General features: G+C 61.1%; 23 protein-coding genes. 3 read left to right on the top strand and 20 right to left on the bottom strand.

All coding sequences use genetic code 11. The features are described 5' to 3' along the window. Positions 1 to 46: 46 nt before the first annotated feature. The gene (locus AB4Y40_RS18480) at positions 47 to 1,594 is read right to left on the bottom strand and encodes a UxaA family hydrolase (RefSeq protein ID WP_368688970.1); all 1,548 of its coding nucleotides are present in this window, start codon (positions 1,592 to 1,594) and stop codon (positions 47 to 49) included. Positions 1,595 to 1,800: 206 nt separating this feature from the next. Between AB4Y40_RS18480 and AB4Y40_RS18475 the strand changes: the two genes are divergently transcribed. Continuing rightward, complete coding sequence (locus AB4Y40_RS18475) at positions 1,801 to 2,853, top strand: LacI family DNA-binding transcriptional regulator (RefSeq protein WP_368688969.1); 1,053 nt, start codon at positions 1,801 to 1,803, stop codon at positions 2,851 to 2,853. Positions 2,854 to 2,935: 82 nt separating this feature from the next. Here the strand turns inward: AB4Y40_RS18475 and AB4Y40_RS18470 are convergent, their stop codons facing one another. The 3 genes from AB4Y40_RS18470 to AB4Y40_RS18460 all read right to left on the bottom strand — a co-directional run bounded on the left by AB4Y40_RS18470 (position 2,936) and on the right by AB4Y40_RS18460 (position 6,958). Next, the gene (locus AB4Y40_RS18470) at positions 2,936 to 4,123 is read right to left on the bottom strand and encodes a porin (protein WP_368688968.1); all 1,188 of its coding nucleotides are present in this window, start codon (positions 4,121 to 4,123) and stop codon (positions 2,936 to 2,938) included. A 106-nt stretch (positions 4,124 to 4,229) separates the two neighbouring features. After that, a complete protein-coding gene (locus AB4Y40_RS18465; RefSeq protein ID WP_368688967.1) occupies positions 4,230 to 5,561 on the bottom strand; it encodes an MFS transporter in 1,332 nt (443 codons plus the stop codon). Positions 5,562 to 6,004: 443 nt separating this feature from the next. Continuing rightward, the gene (locus AB4Y40_RS18460; RefSeq protein ID WP_368688966.1) at positions 6,005 to 6,958 is read right to left on the bottom strand and encodes a hypothetical protein; all 954 of its coding nucleotides are present in this window, start codon (positions 6,956 to 6,958) and stop codon (positions 6,005 to 6,007) included. Between the two features lie 200 nt (positions 6,959 to 7,158). Between AB4Y40_RS18460 and AB4Y40_RS18455 the strand changes: the two genes are divergently transcribed. Then, complete coding sequence (locus AB4Y40_RS18455; RefSeq protein ID WP_368688965.1) at positions 7,159 to 8,283, top strand: ATP-binding protein; 1,125 nt, start codon at positions 7,159 to 7,161, stop codon at positions 8,281 to 8,283. 114 nt (positions 8,284 to 8,397) lie between these two features. Here AB4Y40_RS18455 and AB4Y40_RS18450 read toward each other — a convergent pair whose 3' ends face one another. Further along, entirely contained in the window at positions 8,398 to 9,024 is a 627-nt protein-coding gene (locus tag AB4Y40_RS18450) for a response regulator (protein ID WP_368688964.1), read from the bottom strand. A 398-nt stretch (positions 9,025 to 9,422) separates the two neighbouring features. Here AB4Y40_RS18450 and AB4Y40_RS18445 point away from each other — a divergent pair, with 398 nt between their 5' ends. Beyond that, positions 9,423 to 11,429 (top strand): ArnT family glycosyltransferase, encoded by a 2,007-nt coding sequence (locus AB4Y40_RS18445; RefSeq protein ID WP_368688963.1) that lies wholly within the window; start codon positions 9,423 to 9,425, stop codon positions 11,427 to 11,429. 287 nt (positions 11,430 to 11,716) lie between these two features. On the opposite strand, the gene AB4Y40_RS18440 is transcribed toward AB4Y40_RS18445, so the two are convergent. The 15 genes from AB4Y40_RS18440 to iaaH all read right to left on the bottom strand — a co-directional run bounded on the left by AB4Y40_RS18440 (position 11,717) and on the right by iaaH (position 25,940). Next, a complete protein-coding gene (locus tag AB4Y40_RS18440) occupies positions 11,717 to 12,583 on the bottom strand; it encodes an alpha/beta fold hydrolase (protein ID WP_368688962.1) in 867 nt (288 codons plus the stop codon). Positions 12,584 to 12,591: 8 nt separating this feature from the next. Further along, positions 12,592 to 14,127: a methyl-accepting chemotaxis protein gene (locus AB4Y40_RS18435; protein WP_368688961.1), complete on the bottom strand. Its 1,536-nt coding sequence runs from the start codon at positions 14,125 to 14,127 to the stop codon at positions 12,592 to 12,594. 72 nt (positions 14,128 to 14,199) lie between these two features. Beyond that, a complete protein-coding gene (locus tag AB4Y40_RS18430; protein WP_368688960.1) occupies positions 14,200 to 14,943 on the bottom strand; it encodes an SDR family NAD(P)-dependent oxidoreductase in 744 nt (247 codons plus the stop codon). Between the two features lie 26 nt (positions 14,944 to 14,969). Then, on the bottom strand, positions 14,970 to 15,515 hold the full coding sequence (locus tag AB4Y40_RS18425) for a hemerythrin domain-containing protein (RefSeq protein ID WP_368688959.1): 546 nt from the start codon (positions 15,513 to 15,515) through the stop codon (positions 14,970 to 14,972). A 27-nt stretch (positions 15,516 to 15,542) separates the two neighbouring features. Next, on the bottom strand, positions 15,543 to 16,076 hold the full coding sequence (locus tag AB4Y40_RS18420; protein WP_368688958.1) for a cupin domain-containing protein: 534 nt from the start codon (positions 16,074 to 16,076) through the stop codon (positions 15,543 to 15,545). Positions 16,077 to 16,088: 12 nt separating this feature from the next. Beyond that, complete coding sequence (locus AB4Y40_RS18415; protein WP_368688957.1) at positions 16,089 to 17,222, bottom strand: zinc-binding dehydrogenase; 1,134 nt, start codon at positions 17,220 to 17,222, stop codon at positions 16,089 to 16,091. A 67-nt stretch (positions 17,223 to 17,289) separates the two neighbouring features. After that, positions 17,290 to 18,363 (bottom strand): porin, encoded by a 1,074-nt coding sequence (locus AB4Y40_RS18410; protein ID WP_368688956.1) that lies wholly within the window; start codon positions 18,361 to 18,363, stop codon positions 17,290 to 17,292. A 141-nt stretch (positions 18,364 to 18,504) separates the two neighbouring features. Continuing rightward, entirely contained in the window at positions 18,505 to 19,524 is a 1,020-nt protein-coding gene (dmpG, locus tag AB4Y40_RS18405; protein ID WP_368688955.1) for a 4-hydroxy-2-oxovalerate aldolase, read from the bottom strand. An 11-nt stretch (positions 19,525 to 19,535) separates the two neighbouring features. Then, positions 19,536 to 20,465 (bottom strand): acetaldehyde dehydrogenase (acetylating), encoded by a 930-nt coding sequence (locus AB4Y40_RS18400; RefSeq protein ID WP_368688954.1) that lies wholly within the window; start codon positions 20,463 to 20,465, stop codon positions 19,536 to 19,538. 5 nt (positions 20,466 to 20,470) lie between these two features. Further along, positions 20,471 to 21,274 carry a 2-keto-4-pentenoate hydratase gene (mhpD, locus tag AB4Y40_RS18395; RefSeq protein ID WP_368688953.1) on the bottom strand — a complete coding sequence of 268 codons (804 nt, stop codon included), beginning with the start codon at positions 21,272 to 21,274 and terminating at the stop codon, positions 20,471 to 20,473. After that, positions 21,271 to 22,230, bottom strand: coding sequence for a 3-carboxyethylcatechol 2,3-dioxygenase (locus AB4Y40_RS18390; RefSeq protein WP_368688952.1), 960 nt, complete (start codon positions 22,228 to 22,230; stop codon positions 21,271 to 21,273). The genes mhpD and AB4Y40_RS18390 overlap by 4 nt, the downstream gene beginning before the upstream one ends. A gap of 9 nt (positions 22,231 to 22,239) precedes the next feature. After that, positions 22,240 to 22,668, bottom strand: coding sequence for a lipocalin-like domain-containing protein (locus AB4Y40_RS18385; RefSeq protein WP_368688951.1), 429 nt, complete (start codon positions 22,666 to 22,668; stop codon positions 22,240 to 22,242). Between the two features lie 11 nt (positions 22,669 to 22,679). After that, complete coding sequence (locus AB4Y40_RS18380) at positions 22,680 to 23,510, bottom strand: alpha/beta fold hydrolase (RefSeq protein WP_368688950.1); 831 nt, start codon at positions 23,508 to 23,510, stop codon at positions 22,680 to 22,682. After that, entirely contained in the window at positions 23,510 to 24,463 is a 954-nt protein-coding gene (locus AB4Y40_RS18375) for a VOC family protein (RefSeq protein ID WP_368688949.1), read from the bottom strand. The genes AB4Y40_RS18380 and AB4Y40_RS18375 overlap by 1 nt, the downstream gene beginning before the upstream one ends. Before the next feature lie 28 nt (positions 24,464 to 24,491). After that, positions 24,492 to 25,940, bottom strand: coding sequence for an indoleacetamide hydrolase (iaaH, locus tag AB4Y40_RS18370; RefSeq protein ID WP_368688948.1), 1,449 nt, complete (start codon positions 25,938 to 25,940; stop codon positions 24,492 to 24,494). Positions 25,941 to 25,946: the final 6 nt, after the last annotated feature.

Raw genomic sequence — 25,946 nt, 5'->3', positions numbered from 1 at the left:
CTACCTGTTCTATTGATGTCGATTCAAGGCGCGCAGTGACGCGCCCTCAGCTTACGATGCCCATGTGCCAGGGCACGAACTCATTGTCGCCGAGCCCGAGCAGTTCGCTCTTCGTGCGCTCGCCCGAAGCCGCGCGCACGATCAGATCGAAGATGTCCTGACCCATTTCCTCGATCGTGCGTTCGCCGTCGATCACGAGACCGCAGTTGATGTCCATGTCCTCTTCGAGGCGCGTGAACATGGGCGTATTGCTCGCGAGCTTGAGCGTCGGCGCGGGCTTCGAGCCGAACATGGAGCCGCGGCCCGTCGTGAAGCAAATCAGGTTCGCGCCGCTCGCGATCTGTCCCGTCACCGCGACGGGATCGTAGCCGGGCGAATCCATGAACACGAAGCCCGCGCGATCGATCGGCTCTGCGTATTCATACACGGCCTGCAGCGGCGTCGTGCCGCCCTTCATCGCGGAACCGAGCGACTTTTCGAAGATGTTGGCGAGACCGCCCTGCTGGTTGCCCGGCCCGACCACGCCGTTGAACTGGCCGTTCTGGCCGCGCGTATAGCGCTCCCACCACGCGAGCCGGTCGAGCAGCTTCTGCCCGACTTCGGGCGACACTGCGCGGCGCGTGAGCATGTATTCGACGCCATGAATCTCGGGCGTTTCGGAGAGGATCGCGGTGCCGCCGTGCCGCACGAGCAGGTCCATCGCCGCGCCCAGCGCCGGATTCGCGGTGATGCCCGAGAACCCGTCCGAGCCGCCGCATTCGAGACCGATCTTCAGATGGCTGACGGGCACCGGCGTGCGCACGATGTCGTTCGCGGCGGGCAGCATGGCCTGCACGGCCTGGATGCCGGCTTCGATCGTCGCGCGCGTGCCGCCCATATCCTGCATCACCAGCGCGTGCACGGCCTTGCCGGTCTTCAAGCCTTGCGAGTCGAGCAGATCGCCGACCTGGTTGCGCTCGCAACCCAGCCCGACGATGAGCACGCCGCCCAGGTTAGGATGACGCGCGTAGCCCGCAATGGTGCGACGGAGCACGTCGAAGTGCTCGCTCGGCGAAGACATGCCGCAGCCGCTGGTTTGCGCGAACGCGACCACGCCGTCGACATTGGGATAATCGCGCAGGCGCTCGGGCGTGAAGTAATCGGCGATATGGCGAATGACCGTGGCCGAACAGTTGACCGACGCGATAATGCCGACGAAGTTGCGCGTGGCGACGCGGCCGTCGGCCCGTACGATGCCGTTGAACGTCGCGCGCTGTTCCGGCGCCACGTAGTCGACGGGCCTCACGCCGAGACCGAAGCCCGGATCGCGAGCGAAATCGACGAGCGCGATGTTGTGCGTGTGGACGTGGTCGCCGGGCTCGATGTCGCGCGCGGCCACGCCGATCACAGTGTCGTACTTGCGGATGGGCTCGCCCGACGCAATGCGCCGCGCGGCCACCTTGTGGCCCGCGGCGACCTGCGCGCGCAGGCGAATCGCGGCGCCTTCGATCGAGACTTGATGCCCGATCGTCAGCGGCTCGCGCGCGATCAGAACGTTGTCATTCGGGTTGAGCCGGATCAGCGGCCCGTTATAGGACTTGTTGGACTGGAGCATGCGCCTGTCTCCGCTGACGATCCGGAAGGCGCACAGTGGCGCCTGCTCCGGTCCCATGCGAGATGGTTGCTGGCCGCGCCGGGGAACGCGCCGCCTTTCGTTCTGGAACAAAGTTACCGGTTAATGTAACCGGTAACATAGATGTCATCGTAGTACAGTTTTGGGATAATTGCCAACACCTTTTTGCAGCAGGAGCGCCCGCGCCCGTGACCAAGACCTCGACAGAATTCGCCCCGCCCGCCGCCGGCACCGCGTCGCGGCGTGCCCGCAAGAACACCGGCCGGGTCACGCTCAGCGATCTGGCCCGTCTGACCGGGGTCACGAAGGTCACGGTTTCCCGCGCCCTCAACAATCCCGAACTCGTTTCGGTCGAAACGCTGGAACGCGTGCGCGAAGCCGTGCGGCAAACGGGCTACACGCCCGACCTGATCGCGGGTTCGCTCGCCTCGAATCGCAGCCATCTCGTCGTCGCGCTGATCCCGGCGATGGCGGGCAGCGTGTTCCAGGAAACCGTCGCCGCCCTGACCGCGGAGCTGGAGACGGCCGGCTATCAGTTGCTGCTCGGCCAGAGCGGCTACGACGAGTCGCGCGAAGAGGCGCTGCTCGACGCCATCATCGGCCGGCGTCCGGCCGGCATCGTGCTCACCGGCGTGATCCACTCGGAGGCGTCGCGGCAGAAACTGCGCGCGGCCGGCATTCCCGTGGTCGAAACGTGGGACATCACGCGCTCGCCGCTCGACATGCTGATCGGCTTCTCGCACACGCGCGTGGGCGAGGCGGCGGCGCGCTACCTGCGCGAGCGCGGCGCGCGGCACCCGGCCATCGTCACGCCGGGCGACCGCCGGGCGACACTGCGCGCGAATGCCTTCATCGAAGCCTTCGGCAGCGAGCGCGAGATTCCCGTGGCCGCCGTGCCGTCGCCCGCGCATCTCGGCGACGGCCGGCGCGCGCTCGCGCAGCTGCTCGACGACCATCCGCAGATCGACGCGATCTTCTGCGGCGCCGACATCATGGCGCTCGGCGTGCTCATGGAAGCCCATGCGCGCAGGCTCGACGTGCCGGGGCGCCTCAAGGTGATTGGCTACGGCGACCAGAATTTCGCCGCCGACACCGACCCGGCGCTCACGACCATCCGCATCGACGGCACGAAGATCGGCAAGCTGGCAGCGTCCATGCTGATCGAGAAGATCGAGACCGGCACGAGCAAGCGCGCGAAAGTCGACGTCGGTTTCACGCTGATCGAGCGCGGCTCGGCCTGAGTTTCGTGGCATCGCGATGACAACGCAAAAAAGGCCTCGCCAACATCGCGAGGCCTTTTGCTTGTAGCGCGTGAAAGCGCGCTCAGAACTTCGTGCGGATGCCCGTGAACACGTCGACCTGGCGATTCGTGGACGACGCGCCGCCCGCATACGCGATCGCCGCGATCCGGCTGTAAGACGAACCCGCGCGCGTCGACGCGTCGCCGGCCGCGAGCTGATACGTGCCCGAGAGGTAGACGTCCGTGCGCTTCGAGAGCGCGTAGTCCACGCCCAGCGTGAACTGATGCCACTTCGGCTTGAGCGTCGCGCCGCCCGTGCCCGGCAGGCCGTTCGCGCGGCCGTCCGTGAACGTGTACACGCCGATCAGCGTCGTGGCCGGCGTGAGCAGGTAGCGCAGGTTCGCGTCGTAGTTGTTGAACTTGCGCGTGGAACCGTCGTTGTAGTTGAGTTCCGTGTGGCTGAACGCAAAGCCCGCAATCGCGCTGCCGATCTTGTAGTTCGCGCCGGCCACCGCGATCTGCTGACGGGCCACGCCGCCATCGAGGCCGTAGAAGAACCCGCCGCTGTAGTCGTCGCCGGCCGTGCTCGATGCGCCGCCGATCGCGCCGCTCGTGTTGGTCGTCGTGTTCGGATGATCGAGCAGCACGTAGCCGCCGCCGAACGAGAGCGGCCCGTTCACGTAGTTCGCGGCGACGCCCCAGGCGCGGTTGTTGCCGAAGCCTTGCCCGGCCGAGCCGCTCGCCTGGTTGCTGAACGCGTACATGCCGTCGACCGTGAAGCCCGCGATGGTGTCGCTGCGGAACTTCACCGCGTTGTTGATGCGGAACGTCTGATTCAGGTTGTCGTTGTCGCCCACGTGCGTGGACGGCGACCACGTGCCCGGACCCGCGTATTGCGCGACCAGGTCCGCCAGCGGTTCATACTGGCGGCCGAGCGTGAACGTGCCGATGCCGCTCTTCGCAATGCCCACGAACGCGCTGCGGCCGAACAGACGCCCACCCTGCGCGGCCGTGCCGTCGCTGGGCTTGAAACCGCCTTCGAGCGTGAACACGGCGCTCAACCCGCCGCCGAGATCCTCATTGCCTTTCAGGCCCCAACGGCTGCCGCTCAGGCGGCCGCTCGTCAGCTGGAACGCCGAGCCGCCCTTGATGTTGTTGACGTAGCCAATACCGGCATCGACTAGACCATACAACGTGACGGAGCTCTGGGCCTGCGCCACGACGGGTGCGACGGACAGAAGCCCGGCCGCTGCGAAAAGTGCTTTTTTCATACAGGTAACCTGTCTGGTTTTAATATTTACAGGAGTACTACAGATTCCGGATCGAGGGGATCAGCGGGAATTTTTCATCGACACAACGAAGGCCGATCCGGTGGAGTTAGGGGGCGTTGCTGTACTCGCGCGCCTGCGGCTGCGGCGAAGCACCGTCGAGACGAATCGGCTCGACCTTGCCCAGCAGGAACAGATAGTTGACGATCGCCACGCCGATCAGCGCCGACGACACCACGAGCGCAGGCACGAACGAACCCGTCGCGCCGACGATCGCGCCCGTGACGATCGGGCCAACCACGCCGCCGATATTCGATACCGTGTTCTGTACGCCCGCAACCATCGACACGGCGTTGCGCGGTGCGACGTCGGCCGGCAGCGCCCAGACCTGCGAAGCCGCCACGGTCGTGCCCGACTTCGCGATGCACAGGAGCAGCACCGCGACGGCGGCCGAATCGGCGAACGCGGCGAAACCGATGCTCGATGCCATCAGCAAGCCGATCACGAGAAAGAGCTTGCGCGTGGCGGTAAGCGAAAGCTTGCCCGAGGCGAACACGCGATCCGAGGCCCAGCCCGCGAAAATCTCGACCACGATCGAGACGAGCAGCGGCAGCGACGCCATCCAGCCCATTTCCATCAACGTCATGCCACGCGCCTTCACGAGATACGTGGGCAGCCAGGTGATGAAGAAGTACGAGTTGTAGTTGATCATGAAGAAGCCGATACACATCGCCCAGATGTTGCGATGCGCGAGCAGCTTGCGCAGCGGGGGCCTCGCCGCCCGGTCGCTTTGCTCCGCCAGCAAGTCGCTCTCGATGTGCGCGAGTTCCTCGGGGTTGACCCGATTGTGGTCGCGCGGCGAATCGCTGAACGTAAATTGCCACACCACGTACCAGATCAGGCCGAGCAAACCCGTGAGCGCGAACGTGATCTTCCAGTCGAACGCCGTGAGCATAGCGGCAATGAGCGGCAGCGCGATCGCGCCGCCGAGCTTCGAACCGCTGTCGAAAATGCCCGCGACCGTCGCGCGCTCGCTGCGCGGAAACCACTTCGACGCAATGCCCGCGTTGCTCGGATACGCGCCCGCCTCGCCCACGCCAAGCGCCACGCGCAACGCGACGAGCGACTTGAAGCCGTTCGCGACGCCCGTGGCCGCTGTCGCCAGCGACCACCAGAGCACCGCGAAACCCAGTACTTTCTTCTGGCCCAGCCGGTCGGCGAGAAACCCCGCGGGCAATTGCAGCAGCGCGTACGACCAGAAGAACGCCGACATGACGACGCCCATTTCGACCGCGCTCAGATGGAACTGCGACTGGATGCGCGGCGCCGCCGCCGACAACACCGTGCGGTCGATGTAGTTGATCGCAATCGCCGCCCACATGAGGCCAGCAACCCACCAGCGAACCCTGGAGCGGCTTCGCACGTTGGTGGCCAGATTCATCTCGTGTCTCCTGTTCTATTAATAGTGGTCGCTTCCGGCCGCGCCAGGGTGAAGCGCGGCTTTGCTCCTCGCAATGTTACCGTTTACTGTAACCGGTAACATTGGGCGCAATCGTAGTACGCCCAGCGGAGAAATGCCAGCGTCTTTTCCTTGGGGTAATTGCGGATACCCACCTTTCAATTCGCAAGCATGGCCTGCGTGGGCGGGTTTGGAGCAGCGCAGGACTGGCAACCGGAACAGGCTGATTGGTATTCGCGCGGGCATTCATGCAGACGAGTTACAGGACTCGCGCGCCATGCACCCAGAACCCGGCGCCGCTTCGTTCGCAGAAATAGTAGGAGTCTTAACTAAATCGACCCGGCTCTCGCGGCGTGCATCAAATCTGTCGATGCATCCAGATCCAGGCGCGCCGCTAGCCAGGTGACAAATATTCGAGTTCCAGACTAGCCGCCGCCCCTGACACGTTCCCAACCGTGTCTCACGGCCGTCTTGAAGCGCTCCCATCCGCTTTCCGGATATCGCGACTCCCAGTTCGCGCGTGCACTTGCTTCCACGCCCTGCCAGTCCGCCCCGCGAAACCGCTCGTCGCGTCCGAGCGTGGCGCCGTGTGAATACGCACGTCGATACTCGTCGAATGACGCACCCGTGTTCGCGTAATGTGCGTCGTAGTCCTTTCTAAATTCGTTGTCGTACGGCTGCTGGTCGTCATGCTGGCCGCCGAGTCCCGGGTCGCCCATGAAGCCCGTCCCCGACGGACGCTGGGCGTTTGACACGGCGGCGTTGCCGTCGTGCGGTTGCGCGGTGTGCGGCTGTTTCTCCCCGGCCGGGGTCGAACCGCGCCCTGCTGCGGCAGGGGCGCCCGGGGAAGGCGTCGGCCGCGCCGCCGATGCGGCCCGCGTGTCACCGTGCCAGCCATGTGTGACTTCGTGCGGCTTGGCGCGTTCGCCGGTCATGGCGCTGCCTGGCTGCGCGGTGTGTTCCGGACCTTGCGCCTTCGCAGAACCGGCGTGCCATGCGCTGGCGCGCTCCTCGATGTCGGCAGCGCCCATGCGGATCATCGTGTCAATCGCCTGATCGACCTGCGATTCGGAAACATCGGCGCTGACTACCGTGCCACCGCGACGGATGAACTCCCTGTAATCCTCCGCATCCGGTGGATACGCTCCTTTCGTGAAGATGCGCGTGAACAACTGCTCCAGTCGATCGAAGACCTTCTTGTGGTGGTGCGTATCGACAGCACCCTGTACATAGACACGTGGCCCCTTTTCGCGAGGAGCATCAACCGAAATCGAGTAGATGGCAATATCCGCTTGCGCTATCCCAGCCTCGCACAGTGCGCGCTGCCCCGAACACGCATTCGCGTAGCTGTCGTACACGCCTAACACGGTTGGCCTCATGACTTTCCCCTCCGCAATTGGCGGGCGGCGTCCTCGCCGCCTGTCGGCGCGAGCCGCATAACTCGTGCCCGCGTTCGTCGTATAGACCGGTCACGAACAAGCCGGGCACGCCTTCGATTGTAGGCCGTGACCAATATGCGCGTAACATAAGTACGCTGATTGCTCCGTCAGTAGCCCATTTACCGTATGGAGGGGCGGATATGCGGCTTGCAGACTTTATCGTGCGAGACATGGAAGCGATACTTGCGGCATGGGAGGCGTTCGCAGCCACCCTGCAGCCGGCGTCGACCGCTATGGGATCGGTAGAGTTACGCGAAGAGGCGGAGCAAATGCTGCACGTCGTAGCCGCAGACTTGCGCACGCCGCAGACCCGAGAAGCCCAACGCAAGAAATCGATAGACCAGGGCCCCACACGGATAGGGACGTCCGAATCCTCCGCGCGAACGCATGGTTTTCTGAGGGCTCGGGCCGGCTTCACGGTCAACCAGCTCGTCGCCGAATATCGCGCGTTACGCGCAAGCGTGCTTCGTCTGTGGATGGACGCCTGCGCGCCGGAAGCGCCCGACGTCGACGACATCATTCGTTTCAATGAGGCGATCGATCAGGCGCTCGCCGAATCGGTCACCTCGTTCAACATGCAGATCGAGCAGAACCGGAACCTCCTGCTTGGCATGCTGGGGCACGACTTGCGCAGCCCCCTCCAGGCGATTCGGGTGACCTCAACGTATCTGGCAGCACTGAGTGCCGGGGAAGACGTGTCGAAGGCCGCCGGCCGCCTGATACGCAGCGGGGCCCGGATGCAGGCCTTGCTGGATGACTTGACGGAATTCAACCGGACAAAACTGGGCCTGGGCATCAACGTCTCGCCTACGCATATCGATCTGGCGGACGTGCTTGCCGAGGAACTCGACGAGTTGCGTGCCATTCATCCCGAAAGAAAGATTGAATTGCACGTGGCGGGGGACTTGCGGGGCGTCTGGGACAGCCAGCGCCTGCAGCAGTTGCTGGGAAATCTTGTTCTCAATGCCATCAAGTACGGGGCGCAGGACACACCTGTGCGCGTGATGATGACGGGCGATGTCACGCATGTCCGTATTGACGTCAGCAACAGCGGCGCTGCGATCGAACCCGCAACGCTCGCCCGCATCTTTCATCCGCTGGAGCGAGGACGAGGCGATCAGAATCAAGACGACGGATCGGGCAGCCTCGGACTGGGTTTGTTTATCGCAAGTGAGATCGCCAGGGCTCACCACGGCGCCATCGAAACGCGGTCGAGTGAGACGGAGACCATTTTTTCGGTGTCGCTCCCGCGTGTGAAACCGTAACGTGACGCCGTCAGGTCGTTACAGCGACAAGAGTTGCTGCGTGAAGTAGTCGGAGAAACGCGCTCACCTTCGCGGGCCGTGCACGCGCCGACAATCTGCATCGCAAGTGCAGGTTCAGCATGGAGCGGCAAATGTCGGGGCCACCATGATCTGCTCAAAGCGCGTCAGCATCGCGGCGCTACACACCATGGTCTCGTACAAGTCGATTGCCAGTTCGGTCTCGACACCGCGCCCTTCAAGCCCGGATATCCGGCGCTCCTGCTCGGCCACGAGTTCGCAGGCGCGCGCAACGCGCTGATGCTGCCGATTCGCCATTGCCGATGTGATGCCCGTTTCGCCCACCTCGTACGCGACGCCATGCGACATCGGGAGCGCGCTTGCGCTTCCACACTTCTTGCGCGCTGAAAGGCTCGCAAGAGCATCGAGAAGCATGCCTGGGTCGAAAGGTTTATGGAGAAAACCTTCGGCAACAATACTGGCGTCTGTGTCGTCGCCGGACATGAGAATGACTGAAACATGGCAAAACCGTGGGATGGCTCGCAACATGGATACGGCGTCCGGCCCTTCGAGAACGGGCATGTGGACGTCTGAGACGATCACCTCCGGCGTGGCCGCCAGGGCCGCCGAAACCGTTTCCAGGCCATTGCCAGCGGTCGTGACTTCATGGCCGGCATCATCCAGCAATGTCTGAAGCGCATCACGAAAGACTGTATCGTCGTCAGCCAGCAGCACGCGGCTCATCGCTATTTCCCGAACAGTTGGCTATTTTGCAGCATCGGCTGTTCCCACCGACAAATACCAGAAACGCATTTCAGAAACCACCGAGCGGTCGTGCCCCGAATCGCCTCATTGCACCGGTAATGCATCGCCTGAGTGACTAACCGATGACAGGAGTCTTCGCGACGTTCCGCACCCTCGCCGCCGCTCGTTTTGTTAGGATGCCAATAAATCAGAAAAGCAGGACGGCTTGCGCAGACATCTCGTTGCACAGTGGGAAGCAAACCTTTCAAATGCACTACACCGGGCCGTAATGTTTGGTAATAATCCGGGCCTACAATCCTGTTCGTGGCAGCTGTCCCGTCGACGGCCATAACGAAAAGGTGCTGACCAGATAGTCGCGCGCCGGGAGCAGAAGTTACATGCAGGAGAGTAAGGATGACGCCGGCGTCGCCAAGGTCAGCATCGAACAGGTTTCCGTCTCCCATGGCGCGGCGCGGTTCGACGTGCCGCCCGCGCGCGAGTTGACCACGGGCAACCGGCCGGCTGCGCCGGTCACGCCATTGACCCCGGAATTACCGCGTGCGCGCAAAGGCGCGCGGGCATTGGCGGCCTCACGATGGTTCGTCGGGTTGCTTGCATTCGCGCTCGTTTGCGCCTGGCTCCTGCCTGGCACGCTCGGCCACGATCCGTGGAAGCAGGACGAAACCTACACGTTCGGCATCATCGAGCACATGCTCGACACCGGCGATCTGGTCGTCCCGACCAACGCCGGGCAGCCCTTCGTGGAAAAACCACCCATCTACGATTGGGTAGCGGCCTCACTCGCATGGATGTTCGGCCGCTTTCTGCCGTTGCACGACGCGGCCCGTCTCGCGAGCGTCGCCTTCGCTGCACTTACGCTTGCCTGTACGGCGCGTCTCGCCCGGCGCGCTACCGGCGCCGTGCGCTGGTCCGACCCGCGCGTGGCCGGAACACTCGCGCTCTTCGCCAGCACGCTGGTGGTCGTCAAGCATGTCCACGACATGATGACGGATGTCGCGCTGATGGCCGGCGCTGCGCTGGCATTCGGCGCACTTTACGAGCTTGTCTGCGCTCACTTGCGGATGGGCGGCGGATTGCGTCGTTCTCCTGATGGAGACCGCAACTGTGGACCCGCATGGCCAGAATCCACCCTTTCACAGCATGCGTCCAGCGACTGCGAGGACAGCCGCATTCAAGGGCGCGCTGCCCGGCATGCCGCTGCGATGTTCGGCGTTGGCGTCGGCATCGCCTTTCTGGCGAAAGGCCTGTTCGTGCCGCTCGTGTTCGGCGCGACCACCTGCGCGGCGATGCTGCTTTACCCAGCGTGCCGCAGCAGCCGCTTTGCGCGCTCACTGGCACGTTCCGTGCTGTACTTCGCGCCGTTCGCGCTGATCTGGCCGCTTTGCCTCTATCTGCGCTCCGAAGCGCTGTTCAGGATCTGGCTGTGGGACAACAACATCGGCCGCTTCTTTGGCTTTTCAGTGGCGCAGCTCGGCTCGGAAAACGTCGGGCACCTGTTTGTGCTGCGCACGGCGTTGACCGTCGGCTTTCCAGTCGTGCCGCTCGCGCTCGTGGCGCTCGTGGTGGCGCTTGCGGGCGGCGCATGGCGACGTCTACGCGAACCCGAAGTTGCGCTGCCGGTGCTGTTTTCGGGGATCGGCTTCGCGGTACTGCAGGCGTCGGCGACGGTGCGCGAACTCTACATCCTGCCGTTCATCGCCCCGCTCTCCCTGCTGGCCATGCAGGGAGTCCGCTATCTGCCGCAACGGGTGCACCTCGTTTGGGACATGACGAGCCGTATCGTGTTCGGCGCGTTCGTGGTGCTTGCATGGTTCGTATGGTGGACGATGACGGCCTCCCCCGACACCCACGGCGCCCTGCATCTGCTTGGCCGTTGGCTGCCGCTCGACTGGGTGATGCCAATTCGGCCGAAGCTGATCATCGCGGCGCTCGCCCTCACGCTCGGGTGGGGATTGCTGCTGCCAAGGCTCAAGTCAGCGGGCAACTGGCGTGGCGTATTCAGCTGGTGCCTGGGCGCCATCGTCACATGGGGGCTCGTCAGCACGCTGCTGCTCCCCTGGCTCGACGTCGCGAAGAGCTATCGCGCACCGTTCGAGGATCTGCGTGCCATACTGAACGGCGCCTGGAAAGCCGGCGATTGCATGGCGAGCAGCGGGCTCGGCGAGTCTGAAGCGCCCATGCTCTATTACTTCGCCGGGGTCATGCACGTGCCCACCGCGGACCCTCAGGCCACATCCTGCAACTGGCTTATCGAACAGGGTCGACCTGCGCCGGGACAGCCGCCCGCCGGAGGCTGGCGACTGTACTGGGAGGGCAGCCGTCCGGGTGACAACGACGAGGTGCTGCGCGTCTATCAGCGCATGGCGGCGACGACGTCTTCGTAATCGGTGCCGCTAAGTCCGTTGAAAATGGCTCAATCGCGGCCGCTTCGAAACGCTCAGTTTCAGATCGCCGGCGCCGGTACGGGGTAGCCGGGGGCTTGTAACCGCAATCCGGAGGGCGCGCAGGATCATGACCGTTCGTACCTGGCGCCACCGACGCCCGGCCTGGGGCTTCGGTGGCGAAACTGGTGGATGCGCCTCTATCGCATCAAGCGCAACTCCACAGCTTTAACCTGGACGCCGACGGCGAACCCCGCTTGCAATCCAGGAGGCTTCCACACAAGCGACGCTTAGTTGGACAGGAAGTCCAGCACCATGCGATTGAACTTGTCCACGTGTTCCCACTGCACCCAGTGACCACAGCGGTTGAACATATGGAATTCGGCATTGGGGAGACCCGCCATCAGACGAAGACCCATGTCGTAGGGAAGGAAGCGATCTTCCCGCCCCCAGACGATCAGTGCAGGCGCCTTGATCTCATGGAGTTGCGTTTGATAATCCGAGAATTGCTTCGGATTCGCGGCCATGCTCTTCACCCAGTTATCCAGGTGGTGCTTGCTGGCCTGCATGTTGTCCACCCTCTGTTGCAGCAGATCGTCGGTCAGGGCCGAGGCATCGTAGACAAACACATTCATCATGCGCTTGACGTTTTCGAGCGTGGGTTCCCTGTACACGAAGTTCAGGAGCTTGATCCCTTCAGCCGGCTGCGGAACGAACATCGAGGGCCCGGCGGTACCGCCGCCCATATAGACCAGACGGTTGACCCGCTCCGGGTTCTTCAAGGCAAACGCCGTCGCCGAATGGGCACCCATCGAATTGCCGACCACGCTGACCTTATCGACCTGAATGTGATCCAGAACCGCGCGAACGACCTGACCGTTGAATTCGGAGCGGGAGCCTCGGTCGATGACGACCGGATCGCTCTTGCCGAAGCCCGGCATATTGATCAGTAGCAGGCGGTATCCCGCATCAGCAAATGCGTCAATGTTGCGATAGTAGTTGGCCCAGCCAGTGGCGCCGGGGCCCGAACCGTGGAGCATGACCACCACGGGATCCTCGCTGTCCCCGATGTCGTTGTAATGCACCCTGTACCTGGTGCCGTCGACCTCGACCGCTACCTCATGGCTGGTCTGCACTTCATTGAAAAGCAAACTCATATTTGTTCTCAAACGTTGAAAATGGCTACTGTCCGTGAAAGTTGAGCCGATTCGTCTCGCAGTTGTTGCGCCGCGGCCGAAGCCTGTTCAACCATTGCCGCGTTACTCTGCACCTGCTGATCCATCTGGGTCACGGCCTGGCTGATCTGCTCGATGCCTTGAGCCTGCTCCTGACTCGCAGAACTGATTTCCCCCATGATGTCCGCTACCCGGGTGATGCTTTGCACCACCTCCTTCATGGTTGTCCCTGCTTCGTCAACCAGACGCGTACCGGCACCGACTTTGCCAACCGAATCATCGATCAGGTCTTTGATCTCCTTTGCAGCACCCGCCGAACGTTGAGCCAGCGAACGAACCTCACCCGCAACCACGGCAAATCCACGACCTTCTTCGCCAGCTCGTGCAGCCTCGACCGCAGCATTCAGTGCCAGGATATTGGTCTGGAAGGCGATGCCTTCGATCGTACCGATGATGTCTGAAATCGAATTAGCGCTGCGATTGATGTCCTGCATGGTCTCGACAACACGCGTCACAGCCTGGCCGCCACGGGCCGCCACTTCAGAGGCGCTGCGGGCCAGCGCATCCGCCTGGATCGCGTTTTCGGCATTGAGGCGCACCGTCGAACTCAATTGTTCAACCGATGCGGCCGTTTCTTCCAGCGATGCTGCTTGCGACTCGGTACGGGAACTCAACTCCTGATTGCCCTGCGCAATTTGAACCGATGCGTTCCTGATCGAGTTCGAAGAATTTCGCACGTCGCTCACGATGCGACTCAGGCTCTGGCTCATGTCGGCCAGGGCGCCCAGAACTCGTCCCGTCTCATCCGTAGAATGCGTGTCGATTCGTTGGGTCAGATTCCCGTTCTTCACGTTCTGCGCAACCTGCACCGCCGTATTGAGCGGAGTGGAAATCGCACGAATCAACCAGGCGGAAAATCCGAATGCCATCAGCCCACCGGCAAGCACGCCGACAATACAGAGGACTCGCACGATCTGGTAGTTTTGCTGCGAGCGCTCGTACTCGCGTTTAGCCAGTTCGCCCTCCAGATGCACCAACCGGTCCAGTCCATCCTGCACTGGCTCATAAAGGGCTTCCAACGGCCCTCGTGAGATATCGTCAATCGCTGATATGTCGTGGGCTGCCATAGCTGCCATAGCCGGCTGCACCACTCCGACAACGAACTTGCCGAATACCGGCACGAAAGCGTCAGTCTCCTCTTTTTCTTCAGGAGTCAGGTTCTTCGTGTAATCCGCCCAAGCTTGATCCCCGCTCTTCATATCGCTCTTGAAGCTCTGAAGCTTCGCATCGATATACGCTTGCTTCGTATCCAGCGCCGAGGACGCAATGGTGAATCGCAGACGATTCAGCGCTGTGTTCATTAAATCGATACGTTGAATGGAAACCAGTCTCGCCTCGTAGACTTCGTGTAGCGAATCGTTGACTCTACTTATGCTCCAGAGCCCCATCAGGCCCCCGGCTAGCAGCAGCACACTCAACGCAGTCATGACGGCGATCAGTCGCGCCTTGATCGTGAGGCTCTTCAAAGGTCAATTCCCCGATTAATACAAATAGACACAAGCGTATTTTCGCCGCCTACAAAACCCGGTCCTGCAACGTCAGATCGTCATGCCGCCGTCGACGCTCAGGGTCGTTCCCGTCACGTATCGAGATTGATCCGACAGTAGCCATATCACAGCACTCGCAACCTCGTCCGGCTGACCGATTCGATGCATCGGAATCATCGCATCCAGCAGATGGACATCGCCGCCGGTGCTGCGCATGTAGTTCGGCGTCTCGGTGGCTCCCGGACACACTGCATTTACGCGAATGTTCCGAACCGCGTATTCCTTGGCGACTGCACGTGTCAGCCCCACCACAGCGTGTTTGGCCGCCACATAGTGCGCAATGCCATCCATACCGCGCAATCCAAAGATCGAGGCGTTGTTGACGATGGCGCCCCCACCAGAACGCAGCATCGCTTCGACCTGGTACTTGACACCGTAATAGACGCCCTTGAAGTTCAGATCGATCACCCATTCCGCCTCATCGATTGGCGTTTCGTGAATGGGTTTGAAGTCCCCGTGCCCGCCGGCGTTGTTGAATGCGAAATCGAGACGACCGAACGTCTTTTCCACGAATTCAACCAGCGCTCGATTGTCTTCTCGCTTCGAAACGTCCGCCCGGAAGACTGCCGCCTGACCATCCAGGGCTTCGATTTCTTTCTGGACGGAAACCAGCTTGTCTTCGTCACGACCGGCGAGAACAACCGCGGCCCCTTCCCTGGCGAGTTCCAGTGCTGCCGCCCTGCCCATTCCGGAACCGCCACCGGTCACCAGACCAGTCTTCCCTTTCATCAACATCTTTGTCTCCGTTTTGTCACAGCGAATTACGCGGCCTCTGCCTGTGATTCGTCAGGCACCCGCTCCTCGTGCACCAGATTGCGCCGCAATACGACAGCCTGGCCGCCGTGCGTTTTACCGTTGATCCACGCGGACAAGGACGAGTCCATATAGTCCGCGTGGCCCGGAAACCAATCCATCAGCGATTGTGCGAGCCTATGCACGGCGCCCAGCCCAATCTGACCGATAGCTGCCAGTTGGTGCACCTGAAACACTGAAGCAAGCACTTCGTCGTGTTGATCTCGATGGCACCTGGAATAGACGTCGGGAAAGCCCGTTTTGTCCATCCACGCAGTTTCAAGATCGAAGTGGGCAATCAAATGTTTCTCCACTGCATCGAGAGCAGCCAAAGCGGTGTGCGCCGTACTATTGCGCAATGCAGTGACAACCTGAACAAACTCACGATGTTCATCATCCATAGGGCCATGCCCGAGTAGCAAAGCATCGCTCCATTCCAGCCTTTCGACGCGTTTGGTCTTTCGCTGTGCATGGTGTGCGTGATGGTCATTGTGACTAGTCTGTTGAGCGTTCATTTTTCATTCCCCCACTTCGGCACCTGGTCAGGCCTGCCGCTCGGCTCCAATCAGAATCGAAGCCATCACGGCAGGTGCATTGCTCTTGTTACGCCATGCATGACGCGTACCGTTCTGAACCACGATATCGCCGGTTTTCAGAACACGCGTTTCCCCGTCATCGAGTTCCAGACAAAGTTCGCCGCTGAGGACGATGTCGTAGTCAACCGAGTCGGTGATATGAAAGCCCGAGCCATCGGGTTCGAAGCATTCAGCCAGACCCGGCAGAATCGCCGCATACTCGGTGCCGGCGGCAGCGCCATCGAACGCGGGATCAGCCATCACAGCGTCAGGCGGGAACTGCACGATCATCAGACGCGTTCCGTTCAGCGCCGGCATCACTGTGGCGGCGGCGGCAACGGGGTCCCCTGCCGAATGCGGAAGCACGGTTTCGGGACTCGTTGCCCAAATCTGCGTGGTCTTGAAACCGGACACGGCTGCGAACGCATGGCCCGGTTCTTCGGAATCGCTCAAGATAACGGACTTGCCATTGATTTGGCCGGTCACAACGCGACGTACCATTTCGTCTATCTCCTAGTCTTGAATCACTACGACGTTGACGAAGCCCGTGACGCGCTTTGCTGCGTCTTCCAGCGCTTCATTTGCTTGATCGAGCGTGTAGGTGTGGTTCTTGAAAGACGACACATCGAGCGTCCCTGCTTCGATCATCGCGACCAGATCCTGGCCTTCGCCGACCGTGAACCAGAGTGAGCCGATCACCGACAACGCCGAACACATCATTTCGTGCATGTTTACCGGCACTTCGTTGATCTGGGCACCGATCTCCACGAGCTTGCCGCCGCGACGCAGAGCACCGAATGCATCTTTGGTGACTTGCATGTTCGGACCCGGAGCGATAGCGTCCACCACCGAATCGACGCCCACGCCGTCCGTCTGCTCTTTGGCCCATGCAGCCAGGCCCGACGAACCGTTGGCGACCGAGTACGTCAGGATACGGGCCGGGTCGATTGCCTTGACCTGGGCCAGCGTTTGCTCGTTGCGAGCCACGACCAGGATCTTCGTCGCGCCCATGGCACGTGCGATCAGCGTGGCGCACAGGCCCAGCGTTCCCGTTCCGCCGATGATCATCACCGACTTGCCGGCGGCGACTTGTGCCTTGCGCAGACCCGAATAGGCCGTGCCGAGATAGCCCATGCGCGCGCCGATTTCGAACGAAACCTTGTCGCCGAGTTTCACCAGTCCGTCTGCGGGCGCCGTAGCGTATTCGCTGAGGCCACCGTACGGGTACTCTTCATACAGGAACTGCGATTTCGGTCCGAAGCCGAAGTAGCCCTGGAATGCGTAGGCTTCGCAGTTGATGGGCTCGCCTACGCGGCAGGCGTGGCACGAACCGCACGAACGGCCCGGATTGATGTACACGCGGTCGCCGACCTTGAGGCCCGTCACCGCCGGACCGACTTCAGCCACGACACCGGCTGCGTCCAGGCCGTATATGGCGGGCAGTGCCGCATGCGCCAGATACGGCTTTTCCGAACGGTAGTTGGTGATCACATTGCCCAGATTCGGAACGATGCCGGAAGCTTTTAGCTTGACGACGACGTCGGTCGGGCGCTTGAGCGTCGGATACGGAATCGTATCGATGCTGAACTTGCCCGACGTGTTGTCGTGGAGGCGCGCAGCGCGCATGTATCGGCCTTCGTTGCCCATTCGTGTCTCCTTAAAATGTTCCTGACGCACAGTGCGTCAGGAACCGTCTCTATGTGTCCGCTCTCGATCAGAAAGAATGAATCAGACCGAGGCTGAATGTAGTTTGACGGCCGCCCGAAGCCGGACCTGCAGCCATCAGGATCCATGCCGGCCCACCGGACGATTGCTGGAACGCCAGCGTCGAATACAGGCTCGTGCGCTTCGACAGCAGATAGACCAGCGAAAGCGTTTCCTGATTCACGTGCTGCTCGTTCAGCACGTCGTTGCCCTTTTGGTACTGGTACGAGAAGTGAGCGTGCAGCGGAGTGGACAGTTCATACGTCAAATCCCCTTCGTAGACGTCGATGCGTGCGCTATTTTGCGTATTCGCCGTATTCGTATACAGCGCAGCGAATTCAGCAGCGCCCAGGATGTACGAAGCGCCAACGCCGAAGTTGCGAATACCGTCATTACCGTCGTTCAGCGAGGGATACTTGATATACGTGTATGCGCCATTCAGCGAGAAGCCACCATTGCGGTAGTTCACACCGAAGCTCTGTGCCGAGTTCGAACCGAAGTTGCCTGCGACGCCGCCGAAGCTGTACAGACCACCGAAAGAGAAGCCGTTATACGTCGGGCTCGTGTACTTGATGGCGTTCGGGATTGCCGAGCCCAGGAGACGGTCGAAGTCGAACGAGCCGTTGCCGGGACCGCCGCGCGGGCTATTGAGGCCCTGGAACGAGCTTTGGCGCAGGTTCATTGCGTTGACAACGGGGAATGCGGGACCCCAGCGCTGTGCAACCAGCGAATCGAACATAAAGTCGATTTGGTTACCGGCGGTCAGCGTCCCCCACTTTTCGTCCTTGAGGCCAACGTATGCCGTATGGCCAAACAGACCGTTGATCATGGCGCCGTTGTTCATGTTGAACTGGCCTTCCAGCTTGAAGATCGCCTTGGTGCCGCCGCCAAGATCTTCACCGCCCACCAAACCGAACAGGTCCGGTGCTTGAGTATCCGGGTCGATGGACACCAATTTCTTGCCACCGACGTTCGACGTGTACATGACACCCGAGTCTATAAGACCGTAGATCTGAACGGATTGAGCGTTGGCGTTGATCGCCACCACCGAACCGATCAGTAGTGCAAATGGTTTGATCTTCACTTCTGGTTTCTCCTCGCCTGTCAGCACCCGCCAGATTTACGGGCGCTGTGTTTAGCGCTGTGTCCTTGGGGACCGCGATATATGACTCCCTCTGCAATGGAGGGAGTCGCCTCCGTGCGTGACGGCTAACCGTCGCCGATGTTATTTTTTCGCTTTAAGCAGATCCAAAGCCACGTCAACGATCATGTCTTCCTGGCCGCCGACCATACGGCGCTTGCCCAGTTCGACCAGAATGTCCACGGTGTTCAGACCGTACTTGCTGGCCGCGACTTCCGAGTGACGCAGAAACGACGAATACACGCCTGCGTAGCCCAAGGCCAGCGTTTCGCGGTCTACACGAACCGGACGATCCTGGAGCGGGCGCACGATGTCATCGGCTGCATCCATCAATGTCATCAGATCCGTGCCGTGATTCCAGCCCATGCGCTCTGCTGCGGCGATGAATACCTCCAACGGTGCATTGCCGGCGCCAGCGCCCATGCCGGCGAGCGATGCATCGATACGGTCACAACCTTCTTCCACGGCAACGATGGAGTTTGCGACACCCAGTGACAGGTTGTGGTGGGCATGCATGCCAGTCTGCGTTGCGGGATCGAGGACCGCCTTCAGCGCACGGAAGCGATCACGGACGTCTTGCATCGACAGCGCACCGCCCGAGTCCACGACGTAGATCGTGGTGGCGCCGTAGCTTTCCATGAGCTTCGCCTGCCCGGCCAGTGCTTCCGGCGTAGTCATGTGGCTCATCATCAAAAAACCCACGGTATCCATGCCGAGTTCGCGTGCGTATTCGATGTGCTGCTTCGAAACGTCGGCTTCCGTGCAGTGGGTAGCAACACGAACTACGCGCGCACCCGCCTGGTAGGCAGCCTTCAGATCGTGAATGGTGCCGATGCCGGGCAGCAGCAGGGTCGCGATCGTCGAATGCGTCACCACGTCGGCAACCGCCTCGATCCACTCCAGGTCCGAGTGTGCGCCAAAGCCGTAGTTGAAGCTCGAGCCTTGCAGACCATCACCGTGTGCGACTTCGATAGAGTCGACTTTCGCCTTATCCAGTGCGCGTGCGATCTCCTGCACGTTCTGGATCGAGTACTGATGGCGAATCGCGTGCGAACCGTCGCGCAGCGTCACGTCCGAGATGTAGAGTTTCTTGCCCTGAGTCATTTGCAGTCCCCTTATGCGCCGATCATGGATTGAGCCATGCGCTCTGCGGTACGCATACCGGCGCTGGTCATGATGTCGAGGTTGCCTGCATAAGCGGGCAGGTAGTGTGCAGCCCCTTCCACTTCGAGGAAGATCGAGGTCTTCAGACCGCTCAACTTGCCGAGTCCGGGGATGTTCAGGTTCTGAACTTCATCGAACTGCACCTTCTGCTTCAGACGATAGCCCGGAACATAAGCGTTCACGGCCTTGGCCATCTCTTCAATGGATGCCTCAACGGCATCACGATCTGCGAGTTCCGACAGGGTGTAAACCGTGTCACGCATGATGACCGGAGGCTCAGCCGGGTTCAGAACAATGATGGCCTTGCCCTTCGATGCCCCACCCACGGCTTCGATTGCCTTCGAGGTGGTTTCCGTGAACTCGTCGATGTTGGCCCGGGTGCCTGGACCTGCCGACTTGCTGGAGATCGAGGCGATGATTTCGCCGTAGTGGACCTTTGCCACGCGCGAGACCGCCGCAACCATCGGAATCGTGGCCTGACCACCGCACGTCACCATGTTGACGTTGAGTGCATCGACGTTCGCTTCACCGTTCACGACAGGAATGCAGTACGGCCCGATTGCAGCGGGAGTCAGATCGATCATGCGGATGCCGGGCTTCAGCGTGCGAAGGAAGGCGTCGTTCTTCACGTGAGCGCCAGCCGACGTGGCATCGAACACGAAATCGATGTCCTTGAACACGGGCAAGCGGGTGAGGCCTTCAACGCCCTCATGGGTGACCGCAACACCCAGACGCTGCGCACGAGCCAGACCATCCGATTTCGGATCAATACCGACCATTGCGCCCATTTCCAGCACCTGGCTATTGCGCATGATCTTGATCATCAGGTCGGTGCCGATGTTACCCGACCCGATGATTGCTACTCTGAGTTTCTTCGCCATATTCGTTACTCGATGAAAGTTGCGCGGACCGAGCCCAGCCCTTCGATTACCGCCGTGTAAGTGCCGGGCGCGGTCACGGCAACCATGGGTCCCAGCGCGCCGGTAAGAACCACATCGCCCGCACGCAGCGGCGCACCCAGTGCAGCCATACGATTTGCGAGCCATACCGCGGCATTGAGCGGATTACCCAGACACGCAGCGCCGTTGCCTGTGGAGAGCGCTTCCCCCTCGGATTCGAGCCTCATCGCGCACGCGGTGAGATCGAGCTGCGAGAGTGGGACCGGACGCGAGCCCAAAACGAACGCGGCACTCGATGCGTTGTCCGCAACCGTGTCCACGAACTTGATGTCCCAGTTGCGGATTCGACTGTCCACGACTTCGATGGCCGCCACCGCGTAGTCCGTCGCTCCGATCAGATCGGCAAAGGTATGACGCTCGTGCTTCAGATCGCGCTTCAGCACCAATGCGATTTCGGCCTCGACCTTCGGCTGGATCAGTTTCGAAAGCGGGATCGGCTGACTATCGCCGTACGCCATGGACGCGAACAGTGCACCGAAGTCCGGTTGATCGACGCCCAATTGCTTCTGTACCGCCAACGAAGTCAGACCGATCTTGCGACCCACGATGCGCTCGCCGCGAGCGACACGCGCCTCGACATTGATCTGCTGCACCGCATAGGCCGTTGCCATATCGTCAAGCGCGATTTCCGGATGAACCGCAGGGACCGTCACTCCCGCCCGTACCGGAGCGATAGTTTGGCGGGTCGCTTCTGCAATCCGCAATCGTTCCGCGATAGCTTGCTTGCTCATCTGTTTTCTCCTTGCGCCTTGGGTGCCGCATGCATGTAGGCGAACCCGGCGATCCACTCAGGTATGGCCCGATAGAAGTCGATTTCAGCCGCATACTCGCCAAACGCGGAAAGTGCTGCAAACGCTGCGACCCATGCCCGGATCTCGTGCGCGCTCTTGCCCGCGTCACGCGAAACGTCCTCATTGCTCAGACGATCCACGGCAAGCAAATCGCTTTGCATCATCTTCAGGAATGCCATGTCCCATTCTGGGTTCAGCGCACGCATGCCCGGCGCCTCACCTGCTGTGAACGCCTTGGCCGCATGGATAACGCGTTCCTGACGCGCATTCCGATCTTCCGGGCTGAGATGGCGACCCGTGTGGATCAGACGCTCCGAGATCTCGTGCGTGGCATGCTTCAGTTCGGGAATCGGCGGCTCGTGGGAGATTCCACCTGACCCGAGAATCAACACACGCTTGCCCGTCGATTTCAGGTACTCGCCAATCACCTGGCCCATCATGCGCGAGCGACGCAGCGGCGACATCGGCGGCGCAACCGAGTTGATGAAAACAGGAATGACCGGGTAGTTGTCGAGGCCGCCCGTCACTTCTTCGAGAGCTTGTGCCGCACCATGGTCCACGGACATGCGATACGAAATCGCCATATCGATATCGCGGTTCAGCACGTACTCGACCATCGCCCTCGCCTCTTCAGCCGGAACCGCTAGATCCCCCGCCAGGCTCTTATAGTCGCCAATAGCGCGGGCTTTGGCGCCGACACAGAAGCTGGGCATCAATTCATAGAAGAAGCCGTTGTAATGATCGGGCGCGAACACGACCACGAGTTCAGGATCGAACTGGCGAACGCGTTCCCGTGCGGCGGCGCTCATTCTGGCCACTTCGGCAACGACTTCGGGCCTCGGATCGAAATACCCGTGCAGCGGCGTATGGGAAAGGCATTCCAGAATCACTGACATGCACAGGCCTTAAACGCGTTCGAATGTGAGACGAGCGACCCGGGCTTCCGACGTACCCGCTTCCAGCGTATGCGTGGTCAGCGACAACAGATCGCCCTTCAGCTCCGCATAGCGCTTCTGTTCGCCACCTACCCAGTTCGGGAACAGGCAGTGCTTGACCGCGTGCGTGACCACGTTACCTTCGATGCGCCAAGCGCCGGCGTAGGTCAGGTACGTGTTGTATGCCAGGGCCTTCTCTGCGTCCGATGCATTCCACTGACCGCCGGTCGTGAACGGTGCGCGATCCTTTTTGGTAATGGCGCAGAACATGCCGTTCGGCCCGTATTCCATGAACCCTTCGAGCTCGGTGCCCATCGGGTAGGTGACTCGACCATCCTCAAATATTTGTTCCCAGGCCTGAATTGCCCAGCGGCCTTTGATATCGAGATTTTCCATCATTGTCCCGTTAATTAATTGAGCAGGAAGTCCGAAACAGCGTGCGTGAACTGCGCAGCCTTTTCGATCTGCACCCAGTGTCCGCACTGATCAAACTCTTGCAGTGCCGAGTTCGGGAGCAACGTCTTCATGCGTCGCGACCACTCGACCGGGATCACCTGATCGTTCAGGCCATGGATGAGCAACGTCTCGTGCGCGATCGCCGCCAGATCCGGTTCAGCAAGGGCCAGCATTTCCACGCCCTGCTGACGCGGCGCCGGGAACAGGCGGGCAAATCGTTCCTGCACGTCCGCGCGGATCGATGCCTCGTAACGCATACGCACCAGGTCGTCGGTGATGATCGAGTGATCGTGGGCGAACACTTCCATGAGCCCCTTCATGGCTTCCAGGCTGGGCGTGTAACCCCATACCTTTTCAAGGCCCTCGCTGATCGGCGCATTGATGCCCGCCGCACCCATCAGTACCAGACGATTCACACGCTCGGGATGTGCCGTGGCGAGTGCCAGTGCGATGGCACCACCAAACGAGTTGCCGATCACCGACACCTTCTCGATCTCCAGCGCGTTGAGCAACGCGATCAACGATTCCACCCAGACAGCGGGAGTCAGCTTGAGTTGCTCGGGGCACTGGGTATATCCAAATCCCAGCATGTCCGGTGCGATGACTCGAGCCTTCTGGCTCAGTACCGGGATAATGCCGCGCCAGTTAGCCCAGGCGGTGACGCCGGGGCCTGAGCCGTGAATCAGCAGGATCGGTTCGCCCGCGCCCTCACCCACGTCGTGATAGTTCAGCGTCACGTCACCCAGCGTGAGTGAATTTGCGATTTCGGGACTTGCGTTGCTCATCACTTTGCCTTCCGTGTATCAGGGATGACAACCGGTGCACGCATGCCTTCGGCCGCCAGTTGCTTGAGAATTTGTCGCGCTTCTTCGCGCTTGTGGTCCGGAAGCCATGTCCGGTCATGCCCCCAGAGGCTCATGCCTTTCAGTTCCTCGACTTCCCAGTCAGGTCCAACCGTGCGCGTCGCCCAACCCAGTTCGAACATCCAGCCATCGGGGTTCTTGAGATAGAACGAGGTCGCGTGGTCGTTGATGTGACGACCCAGCGTCACGCCAATCGAAGCGGGATTCAGGAGCGCGGTATCGTATGCACGACCGACGTCATCGAAATCGTTGTATTCGAGCATCAGGTGATAGATACCGGCCTTGCCACCCGTATGCGCGATGCCAATCGTATGGTGACGTGGGTTGCAGTGCAGGAATTCGACCTTGAACGGCTTATAGGTGTAGTCCGTGAGGTGCATGCCCAGCACGTTGCGATACAGGTTCGAGAGTTTTTCGAAGTGCCCGGTAATGAGCGCCACGTGACCGAGGCCCATGTTGCCGGTACGGAAACCGCCGATCGGTCGGCCGGGCACGAATTCCGTATTTGCCTCGGCCAGACCATAGGCGATCTCCAGACGTACACCGTCATCGTCGCGGAAATGCACCATGTTCTTGACGCCCCGGAATTCGATTTCCTGAGCCGTACCGGGCGTCGTTTTATAACCAGCGGCCTCCAATGCCTTCGTGCATGCCATCAGGGTCGGGGCGTCGGGAACTTCGAAGCCCATACCCATCGTGGACTCGCCATCGGTAGCGGTGACGACAAACCGCTGAATCTTTTCGTCCGCGCGAATGCGTATGGTCTTTCCAGCTTCGGTCACTTCGACCTGCATACCGATGTGGTTCGTCACCTGGTCGATCCATTCCTGGATACAGGGGGTCTCGACCACGATGTAGCTCAGCGCATTAATCATCTCTGTTCAATCCTTGCAGAACCAACGGTCAGGGGCGCGCAATGCCGCCCAAAACGCCTTCCAGCAAAATGCCAATGGCGAGCAGTCGTCGATCCGAACCTTGCGGACCGTCGAACTCCATGCCAACCGGGAGCCCCGTTCGGGAACCCAGTCCTGCCGGAAGATTGAGGCCCGGAAGCCCGGCGCTCGCCATCGGCTCGGTGTTCTGGATCAGGCGCCGGAAGTTCTCTTCCTCATAAATGCTGTCGTCAGCATTGGGCGCCACGCACGCGGTAGTCGGGAAGATCAACGCATCCAGCTGATGCCGGGCAAACAGTTCTGCATACCTGGCCCGCAACTGATCACGTCCGCCGCCGGACTTTTGTGCCTGTTCGTACAGGGGTGTCACATCCATGAGTTCACCTGCGGCATTCGGGAACTTATTGGGCAGCACCCAGTTTTCATAGATCCACTTCACGTCTGGACTGTCGATCTTCCCGGCCAGTTTCTCGACCGTCATCGGATGACCGTTGTCCTTCAGGTACTGCTCCATACTGGATCTGGACTCGCCAACGACCGCCTGGAAGCCAACTGCATCGTTCAGTTCCATCAATCCGGTTTTGCCCAGATCGATGATGGTCACGCCCAACTGTGTGAGACGCGTCACCACAGCGCCCGCGACCTCGCGCGTGTCCGGATCGAGATTCGCCCAAAACTCGGCGGGAAGGCCCAGCCGTAGCTTCCTGAGTTCCACGTGGGGCAACGCGTACTCGTCGGAGATCACGCTGTCGAGGAGCGCCACGTCGTGCATGTTCAATGCCATGGGGCCCACGGTATCCCGCGTCCTCGCAATGGGGATCACGCCCAGCCCCGAGTAGCGACCCCACGTCGGACGCAGCGAAGCCACGCCATTGAGTGCGGGGGGAATGCGCATCGAGCCGCCTGTATCGGTTCCCAATGCCCCGAGTGCCATCCGCGCACCCAGCGCAGCGGCCGAGCCTGAGGACGAACCGCCGGCAATCCTGGTCTGGTCGTATGCGTTACGAACCCCACGGCCTGCGCCCGTATTGAAGGCGCCGTTGTAGCCCGTCGCCCCGTAGGCCAGCTCATGCATGTTGGTCTTGCCCAGCACGATGGCCCCTGCGTCCCGGAGCTTGCGCAAGGTCGGTGCATCCGTGACCGGCACGAAGTCCGCGAAAGCGGGACTGCCTGCGGTGCAGCGGATGCCCGCGCTATGAATGTTGTCCTTGACCACGATAGGGATGCCTGCCAAAGGCCCCAACGGAATCCCTGTCTGCCGTGCCTGATCAATAGCCGCCGCAGCCTTCAAAGCGCCCTCTGCATCCACGGTAACGAATGCATTCAGGGCTTTTCCTGCGTTGATACGTTCCAGACAGGCCAGTACCAACTGGGTACTCGTCACCGTTCCGTCGCGAAACGCCTGAGCGGCGTCGGCCATCGTGAAATCGATGAACGGCTGATGTTTATCGTGGGTCATATCTAA

The organism is Paraburkholderia sp. EG287B (assembly GCF_040965595.1).
In the GTDB taxonomy this organism is placed as follows: Bacteria; Pseudomonadota; Gammaproteobacteria; order Burkholderiales; family Burkholderiaceae; genus Paraburkholderia.
This window is presented reverse-complemented; position numbering and strand designations above follow the sequence as displayed.